General features: G+C 56.6%; 26 protein-coding genes. 13 read left to right on the forward strand and 13 right to left on the reverse strand.

Translation table 11 applies throughout. The features are described from left to right. Window positions 1-4: 4 nt before the first annotated feature. Window positions 5-499, reverse strand: coding sequence for a hypothetical protein (locus ACTQW0_RS03005; protein ID WP_441566872.1), 495 nt, complete (start codon window positions 497-499; stop codon window positions 5-7). Window positions 500-671: 172 nt separating this feature from the next. On the opposite strand from ACTQW0_RS03005, the gene dcm reads away from it, so the two are divergent. Continuing rightward, entirely contained in the window at window positions 672-1,934 is a 1,263-nt protein-coding gene (gene dcm, locus ACTQW0_RS03010; protein WP_441566874.1) for a DNA (cytosine-5-)-methyltransferase, read from the forward strand. A gap of 32 nt (window positions 1,935-1,966) precedes the next feature. Here dcm and ACTQW0_RS03015 read toward each other — a convergent pair whose 3' ends face one another. After that, the gene (locus tag ACTQW0_RS03015; protein ID WP_441566876.1) at window positions 1,967-2,599 is read right to left on the reverse strand and encodes a zinc-ribbon domain-containing protein; all 633 of its coding nucleotides are present in this window, start codon (window positions 2,597-2,599) and stop codon (window positions 1,967-1,969) included. A gap of 85 nt (window positions 2,600-2,684) precedes the next feature. On the opposite strand from ACTQW0_RS03015, the gene ACTQW0_RS03020 reads away from it, so the two are divergent. After that, window positions 2,685-3,380, forward strand: coding sequence for a hypothetical protein (locus ACTQW0_RS03020; RefSeq protein WP_441566878.1), 696 nt, complete (start codon window positions 2,685-2,687; stop codon window positions 3,378-3,380). A 532-nt stretch (window positions 3,381-3,912) separates the two neighbouring features. Then, a complete protein-coding gene (locus tag ACTQW0_RS03025) occupies window positions 3,913-5,052 on the forward strand; it encodes a restriction endonuclease subunit S (RefSeq protein WP_441566880.1) in 1,140 nt (379 codons plus the stop codon). Window positions 5,053-5,109: 57 nt separating this feature from the next. On the opposite strand, the gene ACTQW0_RS03030 is transcribed toward ACTQW0_RS03025, so the two are convergent. Then, a complete protein-coding gene (locus ACTQW0_RS03030) occupies window positions 5,110-5,313 on the reverse strand; it encodes a hypothetical protein (protein WP_441566882.1) in 204 nt (67 codons plus the stop codon). Window positions 5,314-5,999: 686 nt separating this feature from the next. Beyond that, a complete protein-coding gene (locus ACTQW0_RS03035; RefSeq protein ID WP_154516391.1) occupies window positions 6,000-6,791 on the reverse strand; it encodes a 7beta-hydroxysteroid dehydrogenase in 792 nt (263 codons plus the stop codon). A gap of 341 nt (window positions 6,792-7,132) precedes the next feature. Here ACTQW0_RS03035 and ACTQW0_RS03040 point away from each other — a divergent pair, with 341 nt between their 5' ends. From ACTQW0_RS03040 to ACTQW0_RS03070, 7 genes are all read left to right on the forward strand, one after another. Further along, complete coding sequence (locus ACTQW0_RS03040) at window positions 7,133-7,282, forward strand: hypothetical protein (RefSeq protein ID WP_441015440.1); 150 nt, start codon at window positions 7,133-7,135, stop codon at window positions 7,280-7,282. Between the two features lie 149 nt (window positions 7,283-7,431). Next, window positions 7,432-8,136 carry a CDP-alcohol phosphatidyltransferase family protein gene (locus ACTQW0_RS03045; protein WP_441031238.1) on the forward strand — a complete coding sequence of 235 codons (705 nt, stop codon included), beginning with the start codon at window positions 7,432-7,434 and terminating at the stop codon, window positions 8,134-8,136. 66 nt (window positions 8,137-8,202) lie between these two features. Then, complete coding sequence (locus tag ACTQW0_RS03050) at window positions 8,203-8,637, forward strand: FHA domain-containing protein (protein WP_195838557.1); 435 nt, start codon at window positions 8,203-8,205, stop codon at window positions 8,635-8,637. Window positions 8,638-8,640: 3 nt separating this feature from the next. Next, entirely contained in the window at window positions 8,641-9,525 is an 885-nt protein-coding gene (gene ftsR, locus ACTQW0_RS03055) for a transcriptional regulator FtsR (protein WP_154516382.1), read from the forward strand. A gap of 38 nt (window positions 9,526-9,563) precedes the next feature. Next, a complete protein-coding gene (locus ACTQW0_RS03060; RefSeq protein WP_195838556.1) occupies window positions 9,564-10,094 on the forward strand; it encodes an adenine phosphoribosyltransferase in 531 nt (176 codons plus the stop codon). Window positions 10,095-10,126: 32 nt separating this feature from the next. Next, window positions 10,127-11,248, forward strand: a complete 1,122-nt coding sequence (locus tag ACTQW0_RS03065; protein WP_154516376.1) for a coiled-coil domain-containing protein — start codon at window positions 10,127-10,129, stop codon at window positions 11,246-11,248. A gap of 177 nt (window positions 11,249-11,425) precedes the next feature. Then, complete coding sequence (locus tag ACTQW0_RS03070) at window positions 11,426-12,292, forward strand: DegV family protein (protein ID WP_441566884.1); 867 nt, start codon at window positions 11,426-11,428, stop codon at window positions 12,290-12,292. A 73-nt stretch (window positions 12,293-12,365) separates the two neighbouring features. On the opposite strand, the gene ACTQW0_RS03075 is transcribed toward ACTQW0_RS03070, so the two are convergent. Both ACTQW0_RS03075 and ACTQW0_RS03080 read right to left on the reverse strand, forming a co-directional pair. After that, on the reverse strand, window positions 12,366-12,977 hold the full coding sequence (locus ACTQW0_RS03075) for a DUF1836 domain-containing protein (protein ID WP_427726793.1): 612 nt from the start codon (window positions 12,975-12,977) through the stop codon (window positions 12,366-12,368). 154 nt (window positions 12,978-13,131) lie between these two features. Further along, window positions 13,132-14,070, reverse strand: a complete 939-nt coding sequence (locus tag ACTQW0_RS03080; protein WP_441548236.1) for an NAD(P)/FAD-dependent oxidoreductase — start codon at window positions 14,068-14,070, stop codon at window positions 13,132-13,134. Window positions 14,071-14,256: 186 nt separating this feature from the next. On the opposite strand from ACTQW0_RS03080, the gene ACTQW0_RS03085 reads away from it, so the two are divergent. After that, the gene (locus tag ACTQW0_RS03085) at window positions 14,257-15,489 is read left to right on the forward strand and encodes an MGDG synthase family glycosyltransferase (RefSeq protein ID WP_441546996.1); all 1,233 of its coding nucleotides are present in this window, start codon (window positions 14,257-14,259) and stop codon (window positions 15,487-15,489) included. Between the two features lie 510 nt (window positions 15,490-15,999). On the opposite strand, the gene dut is transcribed toward ACTQW0_RS03085, so the two are convergent. From dut to ACTQW0_RS03100, 3 genes are read right to left on the reverse strand one after another with little or no spacing between them, the layout of a single operon-like run. Further along, the gene (dut, locus tag ACTQW0_RS03090; RefSeq protein ID WP_427726800.1) at window positions 16,000-16,443 is read right to left on the reverse strand and encodes a dUTP diphosphatase; all 444 of its coding nucleotides are present in this window, start codon (window positions 16,441-16,443) and stop codon (window positions 16,000-16,002) included. A gap of 4 nt (window positions 16,444-16,447) precedes the next feature. Next, window positions 16,448-16,891: a transcriptional regulator NrdR gene (gene nrdR, locus ACTQW0_RS03095; RefSeq protein ID WP_427717459.1), complete on the reverse strand. Its 444-nt coding sequence runs from the start codon at window positions 16,889-16,891 to the stop codon at window positions 16,448-16,450. A 51-nt stretch (window positions 16,892-16,942) separates the two neighbouring features. Next, window positions 16,943-17,392 (reverse strand): LysM peptidoglycan-binding domain-containing protein, encoded by a 450-nt coding sequence (locus tag ACTQW0_RS03100; protein WP_427717462.1) that lies wholly within the window; start codon window positions 17,390-17,392, stop codon window positions 16,943-16,945. Between the two features lie 164 nt (window positions 17,393-17,556). Between ACTQW0_RS03100 and lexA the strand changes: the two genes are divergently transcribed. Further along, window positions 17,557-18,201, forward strand: coding sequence for a transcriptional repressor LexA (gene lexA, locus ACTQW0_RS03105; protein WP_427717464.1), 645 nt, complete (start codon window positions 17,557-17,559; stop codon window positions 18,199-18,201). Next, complete coding sequence (locus tag ACTQW0_RS03110; RefSeq protein ID WP_441566886.1) at window positions 18,201-18,905, forward strand: heparan-alpha-glucosaminide N-acetyltransferase; 705 nt, start codon at window positions 18,201-18,203, stop codon at window positions 18,903-18,905. Before lexA ends, ACTQW0_RS03110 begins: the two co-directional genes overlap by 1 nt. On the opposite strand, the gene hflX is transcribed toward ACTQW0_RS03110, so the two are convergent. From hflX to ACTQW0_RS03130, 4 genes are all read right to left on the reverse strand, one after another. Then, on the reverse strand, window positions 18,890-20,179 hold the full coding sequence (hflX, locus tag ACTQW0_RS03115; protein WP_427748031.1) for a GTPase HflX: 1,290 nt from the start codon (window positions 20,177-20,179) through the stop codon (window positions 18,890-18,892). The two genes, ACTQW0_RS03110 and hflX, sit on opposite strands and share 16 nt — an antisense overlap. Continuing rightward, entirely contained in the window at window positions 20,179-21,117 is a 939-nt protein-coding gene (gene miaA / locus ACTQW0_RS03120; RefSeq protein WP_441566888.1) for a tRNA (adenosine(37)-N6)-dimethylallyltransferase MiaA, read from the reverse strand. The genes hflX and miaA overlap by 1 nt, the downstream gene beginning before the upstream one ends. Beyond that, window positions 21,117-22,487, reverse strand: a complete 1,371-nt coding sequence (gene miaB, locus ACTQW0_RS03125) for a tRNA (N6-isopentenyl adenosine(37)-C2)-methylthiotransferase MiaB (protein ID WP_441566890.1) — start codon at window positions 22,485-22,487, stop codon at window positions 21,117-21,119. The genes miaA and miaB overlap by 1 nt, the downstream gene beginning before the upstream one ends. Before the next feature lie 64 nt (window positions 22,488-22,551). Beyond that, complete coding sequence (locus tag ACTQW0_RS03130; RefSeq protein WP_118079896.1) at window positions 22,552-22,869, reverse strand: stage V sporulation protein S; 318 nt, start codon at window positions 22,867-22,869, stop codon at window positions 22,552-22,554. Between the last annotated feature and the right edge of the window lie 63 nt (window positions 22,870-22,932).

The raw sequence follows: 22,932 nt of genomic DNA on the forward strand, positions 1-22,932 counted from the left end.
CGTCCTATTCCAGATTAAAAGTCTGGTCAACCTCATTTGAACTGCCATGCGGATTGGTGATTTTGACCTCGACCGGGGAAAGGTCTTCGATTTTATAGACATCAACGCCGTCGAACTCTCCACCGGGAGCAAGTTCTTGAATACCGGGATCATCGATATCTTCAGCAGTGCCAACGAAAAGCGCCCTTTTGTTCTGGTAAACCTTCATTATTGGACAGGCCCAGGCATCAGTTGAACCGACGTTCCTGGCGTGCCACCGAATAGCGACCACTTGTCCAACTTGTCCAGGGTCTTCGCCCACAAATGAAATTTGCTTATGCAACTCTACGCCGGTAATCGAGTATTCAACTTTGCCATCAGCTAGGGTTGTGCTGCTCTCGGTCGTCTGCGGGCTGTCGACTCCGGTTGCGGGGTTGTTGCATCCTGAAGCTCCGACCACGGCCACCGCGATCAGACCGGCGAACCCAAGCGCCCGAGCGGCAGTACGTATCTTTGTCATAGACCATTTCTTTCGGACATGTTTACCAGCTCGTATAATCTATCGAACACAGGTTGCGCCTCGGTAGTCTTGCCGCTGCGGCAATCGCCCTCTAGCCGTTCCCCTTGATCTTGTCCGCGAGATCGGTTATCATCGATCACGCAAGAACGGACACAGCAGCGATTGGAGAAACGTGTCTGAGATCAAAATCGCCGAGCTCTTCGCGGGCGTCGGCGGGTTCCGACTTGGCCTAGAGGGCTATGCGGACCCCAACCATCCCGAGTTCTACATGGAGCCAGCCGGCCCCTTCACCACCGTCTGGGCGAACCAGTGGGAGCCGCCAGGAACCGATTCCAGGCAGTTCGCCGCCCGATGCTACGCCGAGCGCTTCGGCGAGGGCTCCGTGGTGAACGAGGACATCAACAGGGTGTTGGACATGGCCGAGGCGGGGGAGACCCAGATCCCCGACGTCGACATGGTCGTCGGCGGCTTCCCGTGCCAGGACTACTCCGTGGCGCGTCCCCTCAACCAGGCACACGGCATCGAGGGCAAGAAGGGCGTCCTGTGGTGGGACATCTACCGCTTCCTCGAAATGAAGAAACCCCGATTCGGCCTGTTCGAGAACGTCGACCGCCTGCTCAAGTCCCCCGCGTCCCAGCGCGGGCGCGACTTCGCCATCATCCTGAGCTGCCTCGCCGACCTCGGCTACACGGTCGAGTGGCGCGTGGTCAACTCCGCCGAGTACGGCTTCCCGCAGCGCCGCAAGCGCATCTACATCTTCTGCGAGAAGGATGCTGGCGATATCGATTTCGTTGAGCTCATGCGCCGCGGTGTCATGGCCAAGGCGTTCCCCGCCGTCTATCCCGACGAGATGGCAGAGTTCGATGTCCTGCCCGACCCCTACGAGAACTCGACCCGCTTCGGCGTCGGCCAGAAGGTATCGCAGTTCAAGACGGCGGGCGTGATGCAGGGATGCCATGTCCTCACCTGCGACTTCGCCGAGGACTACCGCGGCGAGCGGCGCGTGCTGCGAGACGTGCTGATAGACGAATCGGACGTCCCCGAGCAGTTCTACATCGCCGAGGAGAAGCTGCCCGACTGGCGCTACCTCAAGGGCGCCAAGCGCGAGGAGCGCACCAACAAGAAGACGGGCTTCACCTACACCTACTCCGAGGGATCCATGAGCTTCCCCGACTCCATCGAGAAGCCGAGTCGCACGATCCTCACCGGCGAGGGCGGCACCGGCGCGAGCCGCTTCAAGCACGTCATAGAGTGCCCCGACGGCCGCTTCCGCCGTCTGGTGCCCGACGAGCTCGACCGGCTGCAGGGATTCCCCAAGGGCTGGACCGACACGGGCATGACCGACGGGCACCGCGCCTTCTGCATGGGCAACGCCCTCGTCACGGGCGTCCCGCACCGCATCGGCGAGGCGATGGCCGAGGTCTACGGCCTATAGCTAAAGATAGGGGAGGGCTTGGACCCTCCCCTCTACTTTCCGCAGACGGGGCAGCTGCCCCCGCCCGCCTTCCTCCTGTATATGATGGCCTGCCACTCATGCCCCTCGGAGCATCGCCACCAGACCCTTTTAGATGAACCCGCCACGACGTCGGTGGGCCTCAGCTCCCCGTTGCGCTCGTAGTCCCACTCCGCCGCGATCTCGGGATGCGTGGTCGCTAAGTCGTTGACCCCTTCCACCGCGACGCGGTTGGTACAGCAGGGACAAGAGCAGGAGCGTAGTACGGTCGCGGGGAAGGCATCCCACGAGTAGCCGCAGTTGCGGCAGCGGACGGCAAGCCTCGTGTTGGCGCCCATGTATTTACCGACGATTTCGATATCCGGGCAGGCATCGGCCGCACGCCCGGCGAACGCCTCATGCGTCAACGTCCTCGATTTCCCCGAGGTCTTGCCCGCCGCCCTGCGCCCGCATTTCGGGCATCGGGAGTTTCGGCGCAGCATCGAGTCGGGGTTGCCATCCCAGACGTTACCGCAGACCAGGCAGCGGCACCGAAGGGGAGCGCTGATGCCGCCGTAGCTGCCGATAACCTCGAACTCGCCGGCGGCATAGTGCGAGTTTCGCTCACGCAGCCGCCCGAGGAACTCATCATGGCTCAGTTTTCCCATCTTTCCCTCCCCGAGATCTGGACGACCGATTGCGACAGCGATAGACTCTTAATCGACGCAACTTCCAAGGAAAAGGTTAATCCAAATGGAACAGAACGAGAATACCGGCAAATCCGCAATCGCCGTCTGGGTGACGGCTGCCGATGGCGCGTCCTTCGAGACCTATCGTTCCGACCCTAGCGTCGGTGCCGAGATCCGCCTGCCGCTGGCACCCGCCGCGCTGGCGGACGCGCTCGCACGCGAGGCCGGGCGTGAGGGAGTCGAGCCGGGTTCCCTCCGACTCCGCGCATGGAAGTACCTCGGACGCTTCGCGCCGTTCGAGTGGCTCCCCCTCGATGAGTTCGGCACCGTCGAGGACGCTAACCTGCTCGCCGCGGCGGTCATGCATAACCCCGAGATCGACTGCGACGTCCTCTTCCAGTACTGCGACCTGCACGAGGTCTACGAGCCGCTCGAGTACCTAAACGTCGCCCTCCAATACGATGCCGTCCCGTACCGCAAGTGGTCGTCCCCGCTCGACTTCGGGGAGATCGGGATGGGTGACCTCAGCCTGCACGAGAAGTGCGCTCTGCAGCTCGGCTGGGAACTCGCGGGAAAGGACGGTTCGCGCGACCGCGCCGACATGTCCGTTGAGGAACTGATCGGGCTCGGCGAGAACGAGACGGAGGGCCGCGAGCTGGTCGTCTGGCTCCACGGCTACATGGACCCCTACGAGAGCGAGATCGACACCGCGAAGTATTCCAAAGAGCAAACCGCCAAAATGCTGTTTCCTAATGCTTAGGTCCTTCGCATTTGTCATCAGTTATTGATGCCGATTCCAAACATAATTCCACTTTCAAAGAGATAGAGGCCTTCTCGCAAGAAACGAGGAGGCCTCTCAACTTATAGGAAAAGCAGCTCCAAAAACTGCGTTTCGGTACAAGATAGCGCCCTACATCGCTACACACCTACCGAGCTACACGCAAAGCGTCTAGCACAACAGCGAAAGTGCCCTCCAAAGGCACTCTCAAGCCAAGCGCTTTGTTATTATTCAAGATCCTAAGCAGCCGAAACGAACGACCTACCAGCTCAGGCTACCCGTTTGAGCCCAGAAAGCCTATTCGGAAGTACCCGTATCACAATCGGTTTTGACTACAGCACAGCACACACATCGGTAACTGATGAACTCATTAAGATAGTCTCCTGTCACTGATGTTGCCGCTGCGGCAACACTCCAGAGTTTCCCACGCCTTCCTGCACACTTCAAAGAGCAATCGACTCGATTGGCGGCCACGCGGCGACCCCAACGCCGTGCCCGCTTGAAGGCAGGAAGCATGAGCAGAATCAACACCCTGGTCGCCGAGCTTTGCCCTGACGGGGTGGAGTACAAAGAGATCGGCGACGTTCTCAATTACGAGCAGCCGACAAAGTATCTCGTTGCGAGCAAGGATTATTCAGACGAGTTCACTACTCCCGTCCTGACGGCGGGAAAGACATTCATTCTCGGCTATACGTCGGAGGAAGACGGAATCTACCCAGCAAGTGCCGAGAACCCAGTCATCATCTTCGATGACTTCACGACCGATTTCAAATGGGTCGATTTCCCCTTCAAGGCAAAGTCCTCAGGCATGAAGATGCTGACCGCGGCGGATGAGAATCTCGCAACCATCAGGTATGCGTACTATGCGATGCAGATGATTTCATTCTCGCCGCTCGACCATAAGCGACACTGGATCAGCGAATACTCGCATTTCGAAATCCCCGTCCCGCCTATCGAGGTGCAGCGCGAGATCGTCCGCATCCTGGATACCTTCGCCGAGTTGACCGACACCCTGACCGAAGAGCTGGACTGCCGCAGGCAGCAGTACGCCCACTACCGCGACCGCCTGCTGTCGCTGGAGAGCCTGGAGGCGCTGGACGGCAAGCCGGTCGAGATGAAGAGGCTGGGAGATGTCGCCAATATCAAGAGGGGTAAACGAGTCGTAAAGAAACACCTGTCCGCAAGCGAGGGCTACCCTGTATTTCAGAACTGCCTCGCCCCACTCGGATATCATACAGATTTCAACGAACCCGCTGGCACTCCGTTCGTCATCTGTGCAGGCGCTGCCGGCGAAATAGGGTACTCGGAGTCTGAGTACTGGGCGGCCGATGATTGCTATTCAGTTGAATGCAATGAAGGAATCGGCGGCAGGTACGCATTTCACGCACTGCTGCGCTCCCAAGGGGCGCTTAAGGCTCAGGTGAGGAAGGCGAGCATACCGCGGTTTTCAAAGGATGTAGTCACCCGACTTGAGATTCCCGTCCCGTCCCTCGAAACCCAGCGGAAGGTCGTCGACATCCTCGACCGCTTCGACGACCTCACGACATCGCTGACCGACGGCCTCCCCGCCGAGATTGAGGCAAGGCATCAACAGTACGAGTACTACCGCGACCGCCTGCTCGACTTCCCGCGCAAGACGACCGAAACTGAATAGGCCAATATAAAAAGGGGTGCTACCGAAGGCTTCCCGATGCCTGCTGCATTCGCGAGCTTATCGAGCGCCATATGGGCGACGCGGCAGAAAAATGTTGGCATAATCTGCCAGCGCCTTGCAAAACGAGCGATAGTTTTCGTCGGTGACGAAAATGGGCCACTGCATGTTGTGAAAGCGTGTGCCTTCACGTGTGTCGGCGAATTTCGCATACGCAGACTCAGGATCGCAACCGACCCTTTCCGCAATTTCCGCAACTCTCATGCCAATCCCTTCCGCAACCCAATCACACGTACGAAAAACCTATCAAGCCAGAAGATTGATGTGGCAAAAAAGAAGAAGAGGCATTACATCCCTCCTTCTGGACAGCCTGCACCCCGGTTCCCTGCCTGCCAGTTCGCCCCCCGAAACCCTCGGGGCGCTGTGGGGTCGAACCCCTCCGCATGGAAAATTCTATCGCGGCCATGCCCGCTATGCGTGTCACGCACACCACGCCAAACGTCAGGTTTACCAGCCGGGACTGAGCCCTCTTTCGAGAGCAGGGTTATATTAGCATCTACAAACTCGAAAAACCCTGCCGCATTTGAGGAGTACCAAGAAAACGGTCTACACCTTGAATATCAACCTCATCCGAACACCTCCCGCATTCACACGAACATGTACGGATGAATGCGGGAATCCGATACCCTGAGGGCCGGATCGGCCGGCCCACTAGGCACGAGCGGGACACGGTCCAGAGGATGCCGGAGCGCAGGGTCCCGTGCGGGGAGATCGCGAGGGAGCCGGGCAGGTCGCCCTCGACGATGAGCGCAGAGATACCGTCGCGCCCACCCATGAAAAGAGGGTTTCTTTGCGGGCGCCGCATCCGCACGCCCCCGCAAAGAAACCCTCGCACTCGCATCTCTACCTGCGAACCCGCACGCGCCCTCGCGCACGCGCCGCGGCAGCTGCTAGTCGCGGTAGAACGAGCCCATGTAGCGGATGTACTCGTCCTCGGTGTGGTTGGCCTTCCAGTCGTGGACGGAGTCCTTGTTGCGCTGGCCGGCGATGACGGAGAGCTCCTTACCCAGCTTCTCAAAGGCCTCGTCGACGCACTCCTCGGGGGTGAGGGCGATCTTCATGACAGCCTCGCCCTGCGGGCCGCCGGGGAGGTTGGACAGCAGGCTGGGGGTTAGGGTGGTGCCGAGGGTGATGACCTCGACGTCGACACCGGTGCCCTCGCACTCGCAGGCCACGGCCTCGGTCATCTTGAGGATGAAGGCCTTGCCCGCGCCGTACTGGCCGTTCCAGGGGCTGGAGCTGATGCCGGTCATCGACGAGACGTTGATCACGGCGCCGCGGTCCTGGGCGGCAAAGATCCGCATGTAGTGGTGGAAGCACTTGAGGAAGGTCACGACGTTGACGTTGATCATGGCCTCGTGCTTCTCCCAGGGAGTGTCCTGGATCTTGCCGAAGCTGTGCAGGCAGGCCACGTAGCTCATGAAGCCCATGTCCAGGCCCTCGGTCGCGGCGAAGACGGTCTCGGCAGCGTCGGGCTGGCTAAAGTCGGCGCGCACGACCTTGGTCTCCACGCCGTAGGTCTCACGGATCTCGCCGGCGAGCACGTTCAGCTTCTCCTCGCGACGGCCGACCATGACGACATTCATGCCGCCGGCGGCGATCTTCTCGCAGAACGCCTTGCCGACGCCCTCGGTCGCGCCCAGGATCAGGCCCCACTCACCGTACTTTTCCCTCAGGTTCATACTGCATCCTCTCTCTCGATGCCCATGCGGGCACCTCTCCTTTAGCGTGCGGCCGCTCAGCCGCATACGGTGCGCCATTATGCGCTGAACAAGAGGGGAGTGCGTTCACGACTTTGCGAACGAGCCCGAAACAACGATGAACGGTGTCGGTCTATCACCACAATGAAACCCTTGCAGTATCAAGAGGGGAGGTGCTGGCGGGTGGAACCAAAAGGTGAACGCCGCCCTGGCGTGAGCGGCGTTCGATGTGGTTTTACCCACCTTGGTAGCTATTCACCAGGAGGGCATTGCGACCTCCGGTCGCCTTTGCTGTATCCCCTTGTGTGCCCATGTACAAAGGGATGCATCGCTATTCTGCGCCGGTGCTCGACGAGCGCGTGCGCTGGGCGCTCATCAGCGGCTACCTCTACGGCGTGCGCGACGCGCTGCTCACCCTCAACAATAACTGTAGCTGCAACTACCAACATAGCCCTCGCGGCTACTTCCTGTGAGAGTTTTTTGTTAAAGCAACGGCGCGAGAGTCCTCGTGGCACCCAGCAGCGTCCTCCACATGTCTGGACTCTCTATGCTTACGCTGGATAGACATCGCCAGAACGGGTATAGTATCGAGAGTTTTGTCGTTTACCAGCGGGGGAGTCCTGTGGGCATCAAAAAGAAGATCAAAAAGGAGCTTATCGGCACCTCCGATTACCCGTCGAATAAGATTTTCACGATCTCCAATTTCATTACCTTCACGCGCCTGGTCCTCACGCTGGTCTTCCTGTACCTGTTTGTGACGGACAACAACCGTGTCGTCGCCATTGTCATCTATGCCATCGCGGCCTCCACCGACTGGATGGACGGTCAGATTGCCCGTATGACTAAAACGGTCTCGTGGCTCGGCAAGGTTATGGATCCCATCTGCGACCGTGCGCTGCTATTTACAGGCGTTTTAGGTCTCGTGGTTCGCGGCGAGCTTCCCATCTGGGTCTGCGTGCTCATCATCGGTCGCGATATCTACCTGGGCATCGGCACGCTCATCGTGCGCCACTACCACCGCCGCCCCATCGACGTAGTGTTTCCCGGCAAGATTGCCACGGCGCTGCTCATGACCGGCTTCTCGCTCATGCTGCTGGGCTTTCCCACCGTGGACGGCTGGCATCTGCTGCCCGCCACGTTCACGGCCTTCCCGGGCCTCAACGGCAGCTCGGTACCGCTCGGCATCTTTTTTGTGTATGGCGGCGTCATCTTTTCCATGCTCACCGCTGTCATCTACTCCATTAAGGGTGGAGCGGCCATTAAACAGGCTGTTGCGCATCCAGAGGACGAAGACGTCGACTTTCTTAACCCCGAAATCGAAGACTAAGCCATTGGGGTATTATTACGTACAGTTCATTCTTTGCGGCATGTCCGCGTTAAGTTAGGGGTTGTCATGGACAACATGGTTAACAATATGCCTCAAAACGATAAGACTGCCGACGCAACCTGCGTCTTCCGTGTGCCTTCGAGCGACGTTACCGTTCCCGATCTTATGGCGAACGTTCGCATCACTGCCCCCGTTCTGTCTATTGTCAAGGGGCCGCAGACCGGTGCTGCCTTTGAACTCGAGGACGATGTGACCACCATTGGCCGCGATCCGGCAAACGGCATTTTCCTCAATGACATGACCGTATCGCGTAGCCACGCACGCATTATTCGCGAGGGTCTGGCTGCTCGCATCGAGGACTTAGGCTCGCTCAACGGCACGTGGGTTGACGGCGCTATCGTCAATGCCGCCCCGCTGCACGACGGATCTTCCGTCCAGATCGGTACGTTCACGCTCATCTACCACGAGAGCACGCCGGAGCGCATCGAAACCGGTGAGTAGGGCATGGCCGAACGCAACTATCTGAGTATCGGCCAGGTCGTCAATTTACTTCGAGGCGCATACCCCGATCTTTCGAACTCAAAAATTAGATTTCTAGAAGATGAGGGGCTCATCACCCCTCATCGTACGCCTAAGGGGTATCGCCAATACTCCAAGGAGGACGTTGACCGTCTAGAGGTCATTCTGCACCTGCAGAAGACTCGCTACATGCCGCTCAACGTGATCAAGCAACGACTGGAAAACGCCACAGATCTCTCCACGCTTGCCTACGAGGTGGGTCTGCTGTCCGATGTTCCGCTCAAGACGGAACCAAAGGAAACCAAGCAGAAACTGCACCCCATCGAGACCATTCCGGATATGTTGGGCGTCGAGATCTCGTTTATTCGCTCCTTGGCCGAAAACGACCTGATTCGCATTATCAAGAGTCCGCAGAACCGCGAGCTCGTCGACGGGCGCGATTTTCCGATTATCCGCTACTGTTCTGAACTGTCACGCTTTCATATCGAGCCGCGAAACCTTCGTCAGTACGTATCATCCGCCAACCGCGAGTCTTCGATGTTCGAGCAAGTGCTCGTGAGTATGCTTGGCATGGACACCTCCGATGACGAACGCGACGCCAAGCTCGAACGCGCGTTTAAGAAGTTACATGACCTCACCGAGGGCGTGCATACTGCGCTGCTCAAGAACCGCGTATTTGAGTCACTCAACGCTGTAGTCGAGGACGCCGATATCGATGCCCTCGATGAGGAGATCGCACGCTCCGAATCAACCAAGGCCAAAAGCGAAGAGGCATCTGCCTCCGCGGTCCCCGTGCGCGAGGAATCCCTCGTGCAGCCGCTTAAGGTTGTCGCCCCCTCGCACACCGGCACCGCCAGCGCGGACAAATAAACGCTTCTACAAACCAGCCTCCCATGAAAGGTCACACCATGTACGACTTCGAATCTCACATCGTCGACATCCCCGACTATCCCGAGCCCGGAGTCGTCTTTAAGGACATCACGCCGCTCTTTAGCAATCCCGAAGCGCTTAAAGCCATGGTCGACGCGCTAGCGGAGCATTTCTCCGGCATGGGCATCACTAAGGTTGTAGGACCCGAGGCTCGCGGTTTTATGGTAGGCGTGCCTGTTGCCGTGGCACTCGGCGCCGGCTTTGTTCCTGCACGTAAACCGGGAAAACTGCCACGTAAGACCGTTAGCCAGGAATACGAGCTCGAGTATGGAACCGATTCGATTGAGATTCACGTCGATGCCATCAGCTCTAAAGATACCGTGTTGATTCTGGACGACTTGGTCGCGACGGGCGGAACAGTCGAGGCAACAGGTAAACTGGTGCGAGATATGGGCGCAAAGCTCGTAGGTTATGGTTGTATCCTTGAGCTTGCGTTTCTTAATCCGCGCAAGAAGCTCACGCCTTCTAACGAGGACGTTGAGCTCTTTAGCCTGGTAACGGTGGACTAGCCGCTACCCTTAGATACCGGAAAGGAAGCTCCATGCGCACAGCAAACACGCACAAAAACATGGCACGCTGCGCTGCTACGGCAACCCTCGCTTGTGTTTTGGGCTTGGGCCTCGCGGCTCCTGCCTATGCCGATACCGCGTCCGATCTTGCCGCCGCTCGTACCAAACTCGAGCAGATCGGTACGCAAACCCAGCAAATTCATGAAGAACTCTCCGCTCAGACGCAGGAGCTTGATCAGACTGCAGGCGAGATCACGCAAAAGCAGCAAGAGATTGCCGAGGGTCAGGCAAAGCTTTCGAGCTACGTTGCCGGTGAGTACAAGACCGGCGGTCTGAGTCTCCTTCAGGTTCTGACGGGCGTCGACGATCTGGGCGATATGCTCAACCGTTTGTTCTACTACGGCAAGGTTTCCGACAAGCAGGCCCAGACCATTCAGGAGGTCAAGGACCTTAAGCAGCAGCTCACCGATAAGCAGGCCGAGCAGGAGAAGAACGTCGCCGCGACGCAGAAGAAGGTCGACGAGCTCAACGCCCAGCAGGCTGAGGCCCAGAGTGTCGTGAACTCCCTGGATTCACAGCTGCAGGCCGAGCTTGCTGCCGAGGCCGAGGCGAACGCCGCGCTGCAGGCTGGCATAAATGCCAGCACCGCCGAAAAGGCCACGGTGAGCAACGACACCGCCGGTACGACCGAGAACACCAACAATGGTGGCGGTACGACCAACAACGGCGGCGGCAACACGCCTGCGCCCGCGCCCGCTCCTGCTCCCACGCCGCAGCCCTCGACGCCCGCCCCGGCACCGGCCCCTTCCGCGCCGAGCCAGTCCGTTGACGGCGGCAGCGTTGTCTCTCGCGCTTATAGCAAGCTTGGTTGCGCTTATTCCTGGGGCGGTATTGGCCCGAACAGCTTTGACTGCTCCGGCTTTGTAAGCTACTGTCTCACCGGTCGCTACTGCCGCCTGGGAACTACCGGCACCTTCATGGGTTGGCCCCGTGTTTCTGATCCTCAGCCGGGCGACGTTGTGGTTAACTCTTACCACACCGGCATCTACATTGGTAACGGCCAGATGATCCATGCTTCCGACTACAGCACGGGCGTTATCATCAGCTCCGTTGCCGCTGGCATGAACAACAATTATATTTTCGTTCGCTATTAAGTGTTTTAACTCAGCTAACGAAAGTGGACCTCGTATCCTTTGGGAGCGAGGTCCATTGTTTTATCTCGACCGCCCATTTTGTGTGTAAACTACAATCTAGTTTTGAATACTAGATATGCGCAGCATCTATCCAAAAGATAGCTATAATTGTTGAGGAACAACTAGAAAGGACCCTCAATGAGCTGGGCACTCATCTCAGATTCGAGCTGCAATCTTCGCGATTGGCAACCAACCGCACCTCATACCACCTTTGCATTTGCACCCCTTAAGATCCGAGTGGGGGAGCGTGAATTTGTCGACGATCTCTCGCTCGATGTTCACGAGCTTAATGTTGCCATTCAATCGGAATCCAGCGCATCATCGAGCTCCTGCCCAAGCGTAGGGGAGTGGGCTGAGCTCTTTAAGCTCGCCGACAAGACGATCTGCATGCCCATCTCCGAGGGCGTCTCGGGAAGCTACAATGCCGCGGCCACCGCGCGTGACATGGTGCTTGCCGAAGAGCCAAATCGTAAGATTTACCTGGTTAATTCGCGCGCAGCAGGCGGAAAGATGGACCTGATCTTCTTACTGTTTGACCGTTATCTAGCAAGTAAACCGGATGCCTCCTTTGAGGAAGCCTGCGCCTACTTCGATAGCTTGGAGCGGAACAGCAAGATCCTCTTTAGTTTATGCAATTACGAAAACCTTGCGAAGGCCGGACGTATCCCCAAGGCGGCCGGTGTTATTGCCAACAAGCTCAACATCCGCATTTTGGGCACGGCGAGCGAAGCGGGCGAAATTGAACTCGTTGGGCATACGCGTGGCGAAAAGAAGATGCTCACCAAGATTGTCGACACCATGGAGGCCGAGGGTTTCACGGGCGGCGAGGTCATCATCGATCACGTTGAGAACGAAGCTGGAGCCCAAGCGCTTGCCGACCGCATTGTGGAGCACTGGCCAGGCTCCAAGACTATCATCATGCCCTGCAACGGCCTAGATTCCTATTACGCCGAGATGCATGGTCTCATCATCGGCTACGGCATGGGCATGGCTTCGGGCCGATAAAGCTCAACCAAGCAAAAACGCGGGCGGGACAAAGTGACTGATGGCTCTTTATCCCGCCCGCGTTATACGTCGCCTAGCTATTAAACCCATTGAACTTGAGGTAGCTCATCAGGTACGCCTTCGATACAAAAGACGAAACCGCACTGCGTACGAGCAGCGATTCGCGCGTAACCTGATGTGCGGTATCGGGCACGGGAGTCTGCTCAAGGGAAAAAGCCGCACGAATCGATGCCTCAAGTTGATCGACTACATAATCGAAAGCCGTCGGAGCGTCGTAGCTCAAGCGCTGAATATTAAAGAGCGCCTGAACCGCAGCGATGGGCAGCACCTGCTTAAAGATACAAATGGCAATGAGACGCGCAATCTGCTCGCGGCCATACTGCTTTTTAACCGGAGCAGGAACGAGGCCGACCTTTACGTAGTTATTGATCATCGAAGGCGTGATAACGGGCTGCTCTACGCAAATCGAAAGCGGCTCCATCCACAGTGCAACATATTCAATAACCTGATCGCGATAGAGCGTTACGTTGGGCAGCTGGTCATAGCGTGGCAGACTCAACGCATTGAGTTTACCCACCATATCGGACTGAATAAATGCATCCGGCAGCACCGTCGGTTGAATATCCTCCGGCTTAATGCTGACCGATGTATCGGACATCGGGATAACATGTTTGACGTGGTTCATAAGAGGCCTCCGTTCGTTTTCTATATTGTATTCTAGATTATCTAGTTTTGCATACCACATAGCCGTTAAGTAAAAGTGGTTGGACAGCACATTGACGCACCGTCCAACCACTTTGCAAAAAGATAGCAACCTTACATAAGATATATTATCGTACTTATCCTCGTAAGAAGGCGTATGCGCTGGTTGCCGCTATGGCTCCGTCCGAAACGGCGGTCACAACCTGGCGTAAACGCTTGGAACGGATATCGCCGGCAGCAAACAAGCCCGGCGTGCGAGTGGCCATAGAGTCGTCGGTAACGATACCGCCGTCAGGCGCCAGATCCACCAGATGCTGTACAAGCTCAGTATGGGGCTGTGTTCCGGCAAAGACAAAGATGCCAAACGAACCTGGATCGAAGGACTCGGAATAGGTATCACCGGTGGCGTTGTCCTTAAACGTGATAGTTGTAGGCATGGCCTCGCCCGATAGCTCCACAATACTAGTTTGGTACCTAACAGAAATATTATCTTTAGCGAGCACCTTTTGAACCACGCCATCGGGAGCACGGAACTGATCGCGGCGCAAGACGATGGTCACGCTGCTGGCAATTTCTGATAAGAACAGGGCTTCCTCGCAGGCAGCATTACCGCCGCCAATGACAAAGACCTGTTTGCCACGAAAGAACATGCCGTCGCACGTCGCACAATACGAAACGCCGCGACCGCGATACGTATCCTCGCCGATAAAGCCAGCAGATCGCGGCGTGGCGCCCATGCAAGCGATAACACTCGAGGCCAGCGTATCGCCCGTATCGTGATGCACCGTAAACAGCGCCGCATCCGCATCGTAATCGATACCCGTAACCATGCTCCATGCAACCTGCGCACCCAGGCCCTCTGCATGTTGCTGAAAACGCTCGCCGAGTTCGGCACCGCTCAAGAGCGGAATGCCCGGATAGTTTTCGACCTCATTGGTTGTGGCGATCTGTCCTCCCGACATGCCCTGTTCAATCACAGTCGTCGTTAGATTGGATCGCGCAGCATAAATGGCTGCAGCATAGCCCGCTGGGCCTCCGCCGATAATCGCAACATCGATCGGCTGATTGGTAGTCATGGAGTGTCCTCTCATCGAAACATTGGCGTTCTTTGCGCTCATACCCAAATTTAGGAGAACATGACAGTCATGCACTACAATGATTCTTTGCGAAACAACGATGAAGGGGAGTTATCGATGGATCAAACGCAGATGGGCAATGACGCTCCCCTGCCCACGCAAAGCGCCCCCCAATCGGAGCAATTGATGCCGTCACCTGTACAAAAGCCCTTAGTGACCATTGTCCACGCATCGGTTGGTTCGGGACACAAAGCGGCAGCCAATGCTATCGCGCAAGCATTCGAGCTTATACGCGGCACCAAGGGCATACCGCAGGATGTCGAGATTGAGGTCTTGGATATCCTCGATTTTGGACGCATAAAATTCGACGGCAACAAAACGGCCGCATCGTTTACCGGCGCCACACGCCCAATTTATGACTTGACCTGGCGATATACCCTTACCGGACACCTGCTTTGGGGCGGCGGCACGGCATGGTCGCGCATTATGTTCCCCGCATTTAACGAATACGTTCGCACTCGTAGGCCTATTGCCGTGGTCGCCACACATATCACGGCAGCCAACGTTGCGGTTGGTGCGCGCGTCATTACGGGCATCGACTATCCCGTCATTTGCGTGCCGACCGATTACGAGGTCGAGGGCTGGTGGCCCCATAAGGATACTGACTTATTCTGCGTGGCAAACGAGTTTATGGCCGAGACGCTCCGCCCACGCAAGGTTCCCGAGGCAAAGATACGCATTACGGGCATCCCTATTCGCGCTGGATTTGACACGGATTACAATCGTGAGGAAGAACTCGAGAAGTTCAATCTCCCTATCGACAAGACCATTGTGCTGGTAATGGCCGGCGCCAGTTTGCCTCAACCGTACGTTCGCTTTCGCGCGGCGATGGACCACACCCTCCCCTTCCTCCGTAGCTTCGAGGATATGCACTTTGTCTTTTTGCCGGGCAAGGACACGGAATACGCCACGCGCCTGAAAACGCTCTTCGAAGCCATGAAACTCGAAAACGTCACGGTCCTTGACTATGTCGATGACATGGCAGCGCTCATGCACGGCTGCGATCTGGCAATTCTCAAATCGGGCGGACTCACTGTTACCGAATGCCTGTGTGCACACCTGCCGATGATTCTGTTGGGCAAGTCCTATGGCCAGGAAAAGGCCAACACCACCATGCTCACCGACTTGGGCGCCAGCATGCATGTCACCACCGCACGCGAGCTCATCGTGACGCTGCGCCATCTCCACGATCATCCCGAGTCGCTCAAGGCACTGCTCATCAATGGCGAAGTGCTACGCCGTCCACACGCGGCCGAGGACATCGCCATCGCAACCATGGAACTTGTAGGCAAGCCCCAAAAGCGCAAACGAGCTTTCTGCCGCTTCTACTGGGGCGGAAAACCAGCCCATATCCGCTAGGCGAAAGTCCGCTGCTCGGCGGGAGCCGCCCATATATCATTCCATGCTCAAACATTCTCGCTGGGCGCTCGTATCCCTCCCGCCCGCTTCTCACACATATCATTCCATGCTCAAACATTCTCGCTTCGCAGGGCGCACTAATCCCACCCGTCCGGGACTCACCCATATCATTCCATGCTCAAACATTCTCGCTTCGCTGCGCTCGCTGCGAAACTGCGCGTGGAACGATATGGGTGAGTCCCGGACGAGAGGCTTCCTGCTTGAAAACAAATTGCAATCCGACTAGAAAGCCGGTGCGACAAAGGAGAAACTCCCTTGTCGCACCGGCTTACAAATTGATTAATGCTATCAGCTTCCAGCGAAGAGGCACGGTAGTTACAAGCATGCAAACGTAGCTCACCCGTGGGAGGGCCCTATATATCGTCCCACGCGCAGTTTCGCAGCGCAGCGAGAATGTTTGAGCATGGGATGATATATAGGGCCCTCCCACGGGTGAGCGGACGGAAGCAACTAGGCGACGCCGCTGGAGCCGAAGCCTCCGTTGCCTCGGTCGGTTTCGTCTAGTTCGTCTACCTCCACGAGATTGACCGTGGGAACTTCTTGGATGACGAGTTGAGCGATTCGGTCACCCTTGTTGATCTGGATTTCATTGGATGGATCCAGGTTGATAAGGATGACTTTAAGCTCACCTCGATAGTGGGCGTCTATAAGACCGGGCGTGTTGACTATAGACAGCCCCTGCTTAATAGCCAGGCCACTGCGAGGCTGAACGAAGCCAGCGTATCCATCGGGCAGCGCGATCGCAAGGCCAGTAGAGACCAAGCGTCGCTCGAAGGGCTTAAGGGTACAGTCCTCATTGGCACGGAGGTCCAAACCGGCATCTGTGGGATGGGCGTATTTGGGAAGCTCGATCGTAGGGTCGAGACGCTTAATGTTGACTGTAATGTTGGACATAAAATCACCTTAGCTTGTCGAGCTCTTGCAAAAACTCATCGATGTCTTTGAAATCGCGATAGACCGAGGCAAAGCGAATGTAGGCCACCTTGTCGATCTTGGCCAAGCGCTTAAGCACCATGTCGCCCAGGTCGTGGGACGTAACAGCCGTCAGCGTACGTGAACGCAGCTCCACCTCGATGTCATCGATGAGCTCATTGAGCTTTTTCGTGTCGATGTCGCGCTTAATCGTAGCGCGCATTAAGCCGACCAGCAGCTTATTACGATCGAACCGCTGCCTTGACCCGTCAGATTTGATGACCTCGATGGGGTCTTCGCATCGCTCGAATGTTGTGAAGCGATAGTTGCACGAACAACATTCACGACGGCGTTTAATGGTGTTATTAGATTCCTGCATACGGGAATCGACAACACGGGTATGTGCATTGCCGCATCTGGGACAGCGCATGGTACCTCCTCCAAAACGATAACAAGGGTACCATGTACCGGTGTTTAAATCTTACGAACGCGCAGGAACTTTAAGAACGTCACCCGCATCGAGTGACCCATGCTCCAGATGATTGACACTGCGAATTATGTCAGAAGTCTCCTGCGTAGAAAGACCGTCAACGGAATGCTCCTGAGCAAGCGACCACAAGGAATCGCCAGACTGAACACGGACGGTCTCATAGGTAACGTTAGATGCCGACTCGGCATATGCGGCGTGACGAGCGCTGAAGATCGAGGTAGCAAGTACAAAGAAGAGCGTGAGCGCAACGGCCAGGGCGACAATCGTCGAGGCCTTCAGAGCAACGGGGGCCGAAGTCGTGGCGACGCACTGGCTGCGGACGGGCTTGCCAGGCAGTGTTTGAAAACCAGATCGGCCGCCTTTGACAACCGTGAAAGCCGGCGCCGCAGGCGTCTCGAGCTTAAGGGCGAGGTTTCCCTGGACCATATCCGTTGCATTCATCATGTTCTCCTCTCGCGTTTTTTTGACGAGAACTGTTTTATCAAGCCGCGAGGACAAAAAAGTCTAGCGCGGGAACGAGTGTTCGGTTATTATTATCTTCGAACAGTTGTTCCTGTCAAGCAAACATAGAACATTTGTTTGGGTTAGGTAGAGAGGAATCCCTGATGGCTCGCAAAATTACCAAGCGACAGCAGCAGATTTACGACTTCATCAAGGAGTATCAGCAGGAAAAGGGCTATCCGCCCAGCGTGCGTGAGATGGCTTCGGCTGTGGGTCTTTCCTCCCCTAGCACCGTACATGCACATCTCTCCGCACTGGAAGCACGCGGCCTGCTCAAACGTGACGCCACCAAGCCTCGTGCCCTAGAGCTCTTTGACGAGGACGGAGCCTCCGTCTCCATCTCAAAGTCCGATGAGCCCACGGCACCCCGCGGAACCGTATCGCTACCCCTCGTGGGCCGTGTCGCCGCGGGGATCCCCATCCTTGCCGAGCAGAATATCGAGGACACCTTTACCATCCCGACCGAGATCGCAACGGACCAGGGGTCTTTTATCCTCGAGGTCCACGGCAATTCGATGATTAACGTCGGTATCCTTAACGGCGACTATATCATCGTTCGCGAACAGAAGAGTGCCATGAATGGCGAGATCGTTGTGGCCATGATCGATGGCTCCGCAACGGTCAAAACGTTCTACAAGGAGCAGGGACGAGTTCGCTTGCAGCCCGAAAACGACACCATGGAGCCCATCTATGCGACAAATCCGACGATCCTGGGCAAGGTTGTTGGATTGATGCGCCGGTTCTCGTAATGCAAAACCGCATCACGGTCTTTGATACCATTCGCGGATTTACCATGCTGTCGATGGCAGGATTTCATGCTTGCTACGATCTTGCCTATCTTTATGGTTGGGATATGCCCTGGTTTACTCAGACCATCTTCCAAGACATCTGGCGTGCCAGCATCAGTTGGGTATTTTTGTTTATTGCCGGCTGGATGTGCACCCTCTCGCGCAACAACATCAAGCGTGCCGTCAAATATGCCGCTGCCGCTTTTGTTGTATGGGTCGCGACGACGCTCGTATCAGTCGATGACTCGGTGAACTTCGGCATCATGTTCTGCATGGCGGCCTGCACCGCCATTGTCGCGCTCGCGCTTCCGGTGATCGTTAAAGTGCCGTCGGTATGGGGTATAGCAATTTGCCTCACACTTTTTGCCCTTACCTGGAGCATTCCTAAAACGGTTTATCCTATCCCCTATTTAGCTTGGCTGGGTTTCCCAAGTCCAGACTTCGTCTCTGGTGATTACTATCCAGTCATACCATTCTTGTTTATGTACCTTGCAGGCTTCTTTGCCGCCCACACGACTCAGGAAGCAAACTATGAGGCGCCGGGATGGGCCTATGCGAATCCCATCCCGGCGCTCGCAAGTCTCGGGCGCCATGCGCTGCCGTTCTACCTGCTTCATCAACCGGTTATCTTGGGTGTACTGGAGCTGATTTACTCTGTTCGATAACGCTCGAGACGCGGTGCGATACGGGCTGGAAGCTTTGCCACAATACGAACGCCGTCCTCGAGGTATTCCTCGTGCAGAAGGGTTCCCTGTTCGTGCACGAGCGTGATTAACGCGCCCTCTCGATACGGGATATCGGCCGAGAGCAACACGTCCGTAGCGGCCGCTTCACGAGCAATGCGATCGACTAAGTCATCAAGGCCCTCACCCGTCTGAGCCGAGAACAATACCGCCTCGGGATAGCGCCGGCGAAAGCTCAAGCGGTCGACGCTATCGAGCAGATCGATTTTATTGAACACGGTAAGCGTCAGGCGCTCACCGGCACCAATCTCGTCAAGGACACGATCAACCGCCTCAAGCTGACGCTCGTAATCCTCATCGGAAGCATCCACAACTTTAAGAACCAAATCGGCGCCGAGCACCTCGGAAAGCGTAGATTTAAACGCGTCGACCAGGCCATGGGGCAGCTTTTGAATAAAGCCAACGGTATCAGTGATCGTCATGCCACGGCCACCGGGTAAACGATACGACCGCGTCGTAGGATCGAGCGTGGCAAACAGCTTATCCTGCGAAAGTACCGTGGATCCCGTCAATCGATTAAGCAACGTCGACTTACCGGCATTGGTGTAGCCAGCCAACGCTACGCGAAACGCCGGCGATTCAATACGGCTTTTCGATTGCACATCACGACGTTGTTCAACCTGTTTCAATTCGCGTCGAAGCGCAGCGATCTTGTCGCGAATCAGGCGACGGTCGACCTCGAGCTGGCTTTCGCCCTGGCCAAAACGCGATCCAATGCCGCCACGCGTCTGTTCCTTAGCAAGGTGGCTCCACATACCTCGCAGACGAGGCAGCAGATACTGTAACTGAGCCAGCTGCACCTGTAAGCGACCCTCACGCGTCTGGGCATGCAGGCCAAAGATATCCAAAATCAACGCCGTACGGTCAATAATCTTGACCGGTTCGCCCACGGCTTTCTCAAGATAGGACTGCTGTGAAGGAGTCAAGTCGTCGTCGAAGATTACAACATCCGCATCCATACGATGCACCAAACCGCATAGCTCCTCGACCTTACCGGAGCCGATAAACGATTTGGGATAAGGTTTGACCAGACGCTGAGACAAGCGTGCCACGCATTGGGCTCCAGCAGTGTGAGCCAAGCGCTCGAGCTCGTCGAGCGAACGGTCGAGCGGCCAGGCGTTATCGCGCCACTCAACACCAACCAAGACGGCACGCTCAGGTTCAGGCGCCGTGGGAACCAAGGGAAAACGTGCCATTAGGCAGCCTCGATACGACGGTAGATATCATCGACGACCTCATCGATCGTAAACTCATCCATATCGAACCACACGATGCGATCGTCACGCTTAAACCAGGAAAGTTGGCGCTTGGCATAGCGACGTGAGCGCATCTTGATAAGCTCGCGGGCCTCGTCCATGGTAATAGCGCCTCGCAAGGCATCAATAATCTCTTTGTAACCGATTGCCTGCATCGACGTGAGTGCATCACCCAGGCCCTGATCCATAAGGCCACGGACCTCATCAACCAGCCCCTGCTCAAACATAAGGTCGACACGCAGGTTAATGCGCTCATACAGCACTTCACGGCTACGCGTCAGACCAAACCACAAGGTATGATAACGCTCATGCGGAACGCTGAATTTAGACTTCTGCTGGGCATACGACACACCGTCATCGTGCATCTCGAGCGCACGGATCACGCGGCGCACGTTATGGGGATGAATCACGGCAGCCGATTCCGGATCACGCTCGGCAAGCAGGGCATGTATAGCTTTCTCGCCAATACGCTCGGCAAGCTCCTGATAACCCATGCGACGTTCGTCCTCGAGCTCTCCCGAAGGAAAATCCATTTCATCGAGTGCAGCCTTAAGATACAAGCCCGTGCCGCCGCAAAAGACCGGAAGCCGTTGCTCACCAAGCAAACGCTCGATATGCGCCCGGGCATCAGACTGATAGAGCGCAGCAGAATACGCGACACCCGGGTCCACGATATCGACAAGGCGCAGGGGCACCGAGCACTCCTCGGGCATCATCTTGGCCGTACCGATATCCATACCGCGATAGATTTGCATCGCGTCACACGATAACACTTCAGACGACAGACGAGAGGCCAGGCGGTCGGCAACATCACTCTTGCCGACCGCCGTCGGACCGACGATCGCTACGGCAGAAAGGTTTGTGCCGGGGGAAACCATTAGCGAGGCTCACCCACAACGGAGCCAGACAGATACCACGTCTTGGCGACATCCACATCAACGTCGACGATTTTGCCGATAAGATGATCGATGCAATAGCCAGCGGGAATCGGCGCATGCACTGTCTGGTTCTTAGGACTTTTACCAAGAAGGACAGCGTCGTTTTTCTTGCTCGTGCCCTCAATAAGCGCAGGCACCACGGTGTGAAGCTCGCCCTGGTTATACTCGTATGCCGTCGTCTCGATAACCTTGACCAGACGGTTAAAGCGCTCAAGGATAACCTCATGCGGGGTGGGATCATAAATCTCAGCTGCCGGGGTACCGGCGCGCTTGGAGTAAATAAACGTGTAGGCCTGGGCATAGCGAACCGTCTCGGCAAGCGAGAGCGTCTGCTCAAAGTCTTGCTCGGTCTCGCCCGGGAAGCCCACGATGATGTCGGTCGAAAGCGCAATTTCGGGCATACGGTTACGAATGCGATCGACCAGGCCCAGATAATCCTCGCGCGTGTACCGACGATTCATCTCTTTAAGGATACGCGTGGAACCCGACTGAACGGCTAGGTGAAGCTGCGGCATAACGGCAGGTGTCTCGGCCATAGCATCGATGGTCTCGGGAAGCAAATCCTTGGGGTGCGAAGAAGTAAAGAAGATACGCTCGACGCCCGTATCACCCACGGCGCGCAGCAGGTCGGCAAAGCGCGGCTTGCCAAAGAGATCGCGACCGTAGGAGTTAACGTTTTGTCCCAGCAGCGTAATCTCGCGCACACCCTGACGCACCAGACCCGTCACCTCGTCGACAATCTCCTCGAAGGGGCGGCTCTTCTCGCGACCACGGACGTACGGCACGATGCAGTACGTGCAGAAGTTGTTGCAGCCCGTCATGATGGGCACCCATGCATGATACTGCGTCTCGCGATGCCACGGCATACTCATAGCGTCCGTATCTTCATGTTCATTCGTGCGGATATGGCGCTTGCCATCCATAAACGCCTCGGCGATAAGCTCCGCCACGTGCGCAATCGAATGCGTACCAAAAATAACGTTGACGTTATCGACGTTGGTGAGCAGGCCCTCGCCATCGCGCTGAGCGATGCAACCACCCACGGCGACCACACGCTTGCCCGAAGGAGAAGGAGGAAGACTCTTGCAGGAATTGCACTGACCATACAGGCGCGTATCGGCAGCCTCGCGCACACAGCACGTCATGAACACGACAATATCGGCATGCTCCGGATCGAGCGCCATAAGACAGCCATAGGAATCGAGCAAACCGCTCACGCGCTCGGAGTCGTGCTGATTCATCTGGCAGCCGAATGTGCGGATAAAATAGGTTTTACCGGCAAGAATATCGCGTACGAAACGCTGGTCCATGAGCTTACATCCTAACGATGATATCGACGGGGCACAAAGGTGCTACAAACGTGCGAAAACTCGCTTACGCAACAGGCTTAACGTCGTCCATGACGACATTGTCCATAGCAGCCCGATTAATCTGGTGAACGTAGATAGAGAGACGGATTGCCGTGCGAGACTCCCCGTTAATGAGGATGTCAGAGAACACCGGCGCACAAGAGACATCAAAGCCAGTCGGAATCAGAAAACCTCGCGCAATGGCAACGGCCTTTATGGCCTGGTTGACGGCGCCGGCACCGACGCACTGAATGTTGACGGGAACGCCATCTTTGACCATACCGGCAATGGCGCCGGCAACGGACGCGGGCGATGATTTGCTTGATACCTTCAGGCAATCCATGAAGAAACTCCTGCGTTTAAAAGTACGTTTTAACTGCAATAACTGTATCGTACCGAGCGGACT

Origin of the sequence: Collinsella sp. LCP19S3_B7, assembly GCF_052121795.1 — a bacterium.
GTDB lineage: Bacteria > Actinomycetota > Coriobacteriia > Coriobacteriales > Coriobacteriaceae > Collinsella.

Coding starts and splice junctions, on each gene's coding strand:
- ACTQW0_RS03080 (WP_441548236.1), bottom strand. CDS start 14,070: ATGACTACCAATCAGCCGATCGATGTTGCGATTATCGGCGGAGGCCCA.
- ftsR (WP_154516382.1), top strand. CDS start 8,641: ATGGCCGAACGCAACTATCTGAGTATCGGCCAGGTCGTCAATTTACTT.
- ACTQW0_RS03020 (WP_441566878.1), top strand. CDS start 2,685: ATGGAACAGAACGAGAATACCGGCAAATCCGCAATCGCCGTCTGGGTG.
- ACTQW0_RS03005 (WP_441566872.1), bottom strand. CDS start 499: ATGACAAAGATACGTACTGCCGCTCGGGCGCTTGGGTTCGCCGGTCTG.
- hflX (WP_427748031.1), bottom strand. CDS start 20,179: ATGGCACGTTTTCCCTTGGTTCCCACGGCGCCTGAACCTGAGCGTGCC.
- miaB (WP_441566890.1), bottom strand. CDS start 22,487: ATGGACCAGCGTTTCGTACGCGATATTCTTGCCGGTAAAACCTATTTT.
- ACTQW0_RS03110 (WP_441566886.1), top strand. CDS start 18,201: ATGCAAAACCGCATCACGGTCTTTGATACCATTCGCGGATTTACCATG.
- ACTQW0_RS03050 (WP_195838557.1), top strand. CDS start 8,203: ATGGACAACATGGTTAACAATATGCCTCAAAACGATAAGACTGCCGAC.
- ACTQW0_RS03075 (WP_427726793.1), bottom strand. CDS start 12,977: ATGAACCACGTCAAACATGTTATCCCGATGTCCGATACATCGGTCAGC.
- ACTQW0_RS03100 (WP_427717462.1), bottom strand. CDS start 17,392: ATGAATGCAACGGATATGGTCCAGGGAAACCTCGCCCTTAAGCTCGAG.
- ACTQW0_RS03040 (WP_441015440.1), top strand. CDS start 7,133: ATGCATCGCTATTCTGCGCCGGTGCTCGACGAGCGCGTGCGCTGGGCG.
- ACTQW0_RS03060 (WP_195838556.1), top strand. CDS start 9,564: ATGTACGACTTCGAATCTCACATCGTCGACATCCCCGACTATCCCGAG.
- nrdR (WP_427717459.1), bottom strand. CDS start 16,891: ATGCGCTGTCCCAGATGCGGCAATGCACATACCCGTGTTGTCGATTCC.
- lexA (WP_427717464.1), top strand. CDS start 17,557: ATGGCTCGCAAAATTACCAAGCGACAGCAGCAGATTTACGACTTCATC.
- ACTQW0_RS03025 (WP_441566880.1), top strand. CDS start 3,913: ATGAGCAGAATCAACACCCTGGTCGCCGAGCTTTGCCCTGACGGGGTG.
- ACTQW0_RS03030 (WP_441566882.1), bottom strand. CDS start 5,313: ATGAGAGTTGCGGAAATTGCGGAAAGGGTCGGTTGCGATCCTGAGTCT.
- ACTQW0_RS03065 (WP_154516376.1), top strand. CDS start 10,127: ATGCGCACAGCAAACACGCACAAAAACATGGCACGCTGCGCTGCTACG.
- miaA (WP_441566888.1), bottom strand. CDS start 21,117: ATGGTTTCCCCCGGCACAAACCTTTCTGCCGTAGCGATCGTCGGTCCG.
- dut (WP_427726800.1), bottom strand. CDS start 16,443: ATGTCCAACATTACAGTCAACATTAAGCGTCTCGACCCTACGATCGAG.
- ACTQW0_RS03015 (WP_441566876.1), bottom strand. CDS start 2,599: ATGGGAAAACTGAGCCATGATGAGTTCCTCGGGCGGCTGCGTGAGCGA.
- ACTQW0_RS03085 (WP_441546996.1), top strand. CDS start 14,257: ATGCCGTCACCTGTACAAAAGCCCTTAGTGACCATTGTCCACGCATCG.
- ACTQW0_RS03070 (WP_441566884.1), top strand. CDS start 11,426: ATGAGCTGGGCACTCATCTCAGATTCGAGCTGCAATCTTCGCGATTGG.
- ACTQW0_RS03130 (WP_118079896.1), bottom strand. CDS start 22,869: ATGGATTGCCTGAAGGTATCAAGCAAATCATCGCCCGCGTCCGTTGCC.
- ACTQW0_RS03035 (WP_154516391.1), bottom strand. CDS start 6,791: ATGAACCTGAGGGAAAAGTACGGTGAGTGGGGCCTGATCCTGGGCGCG.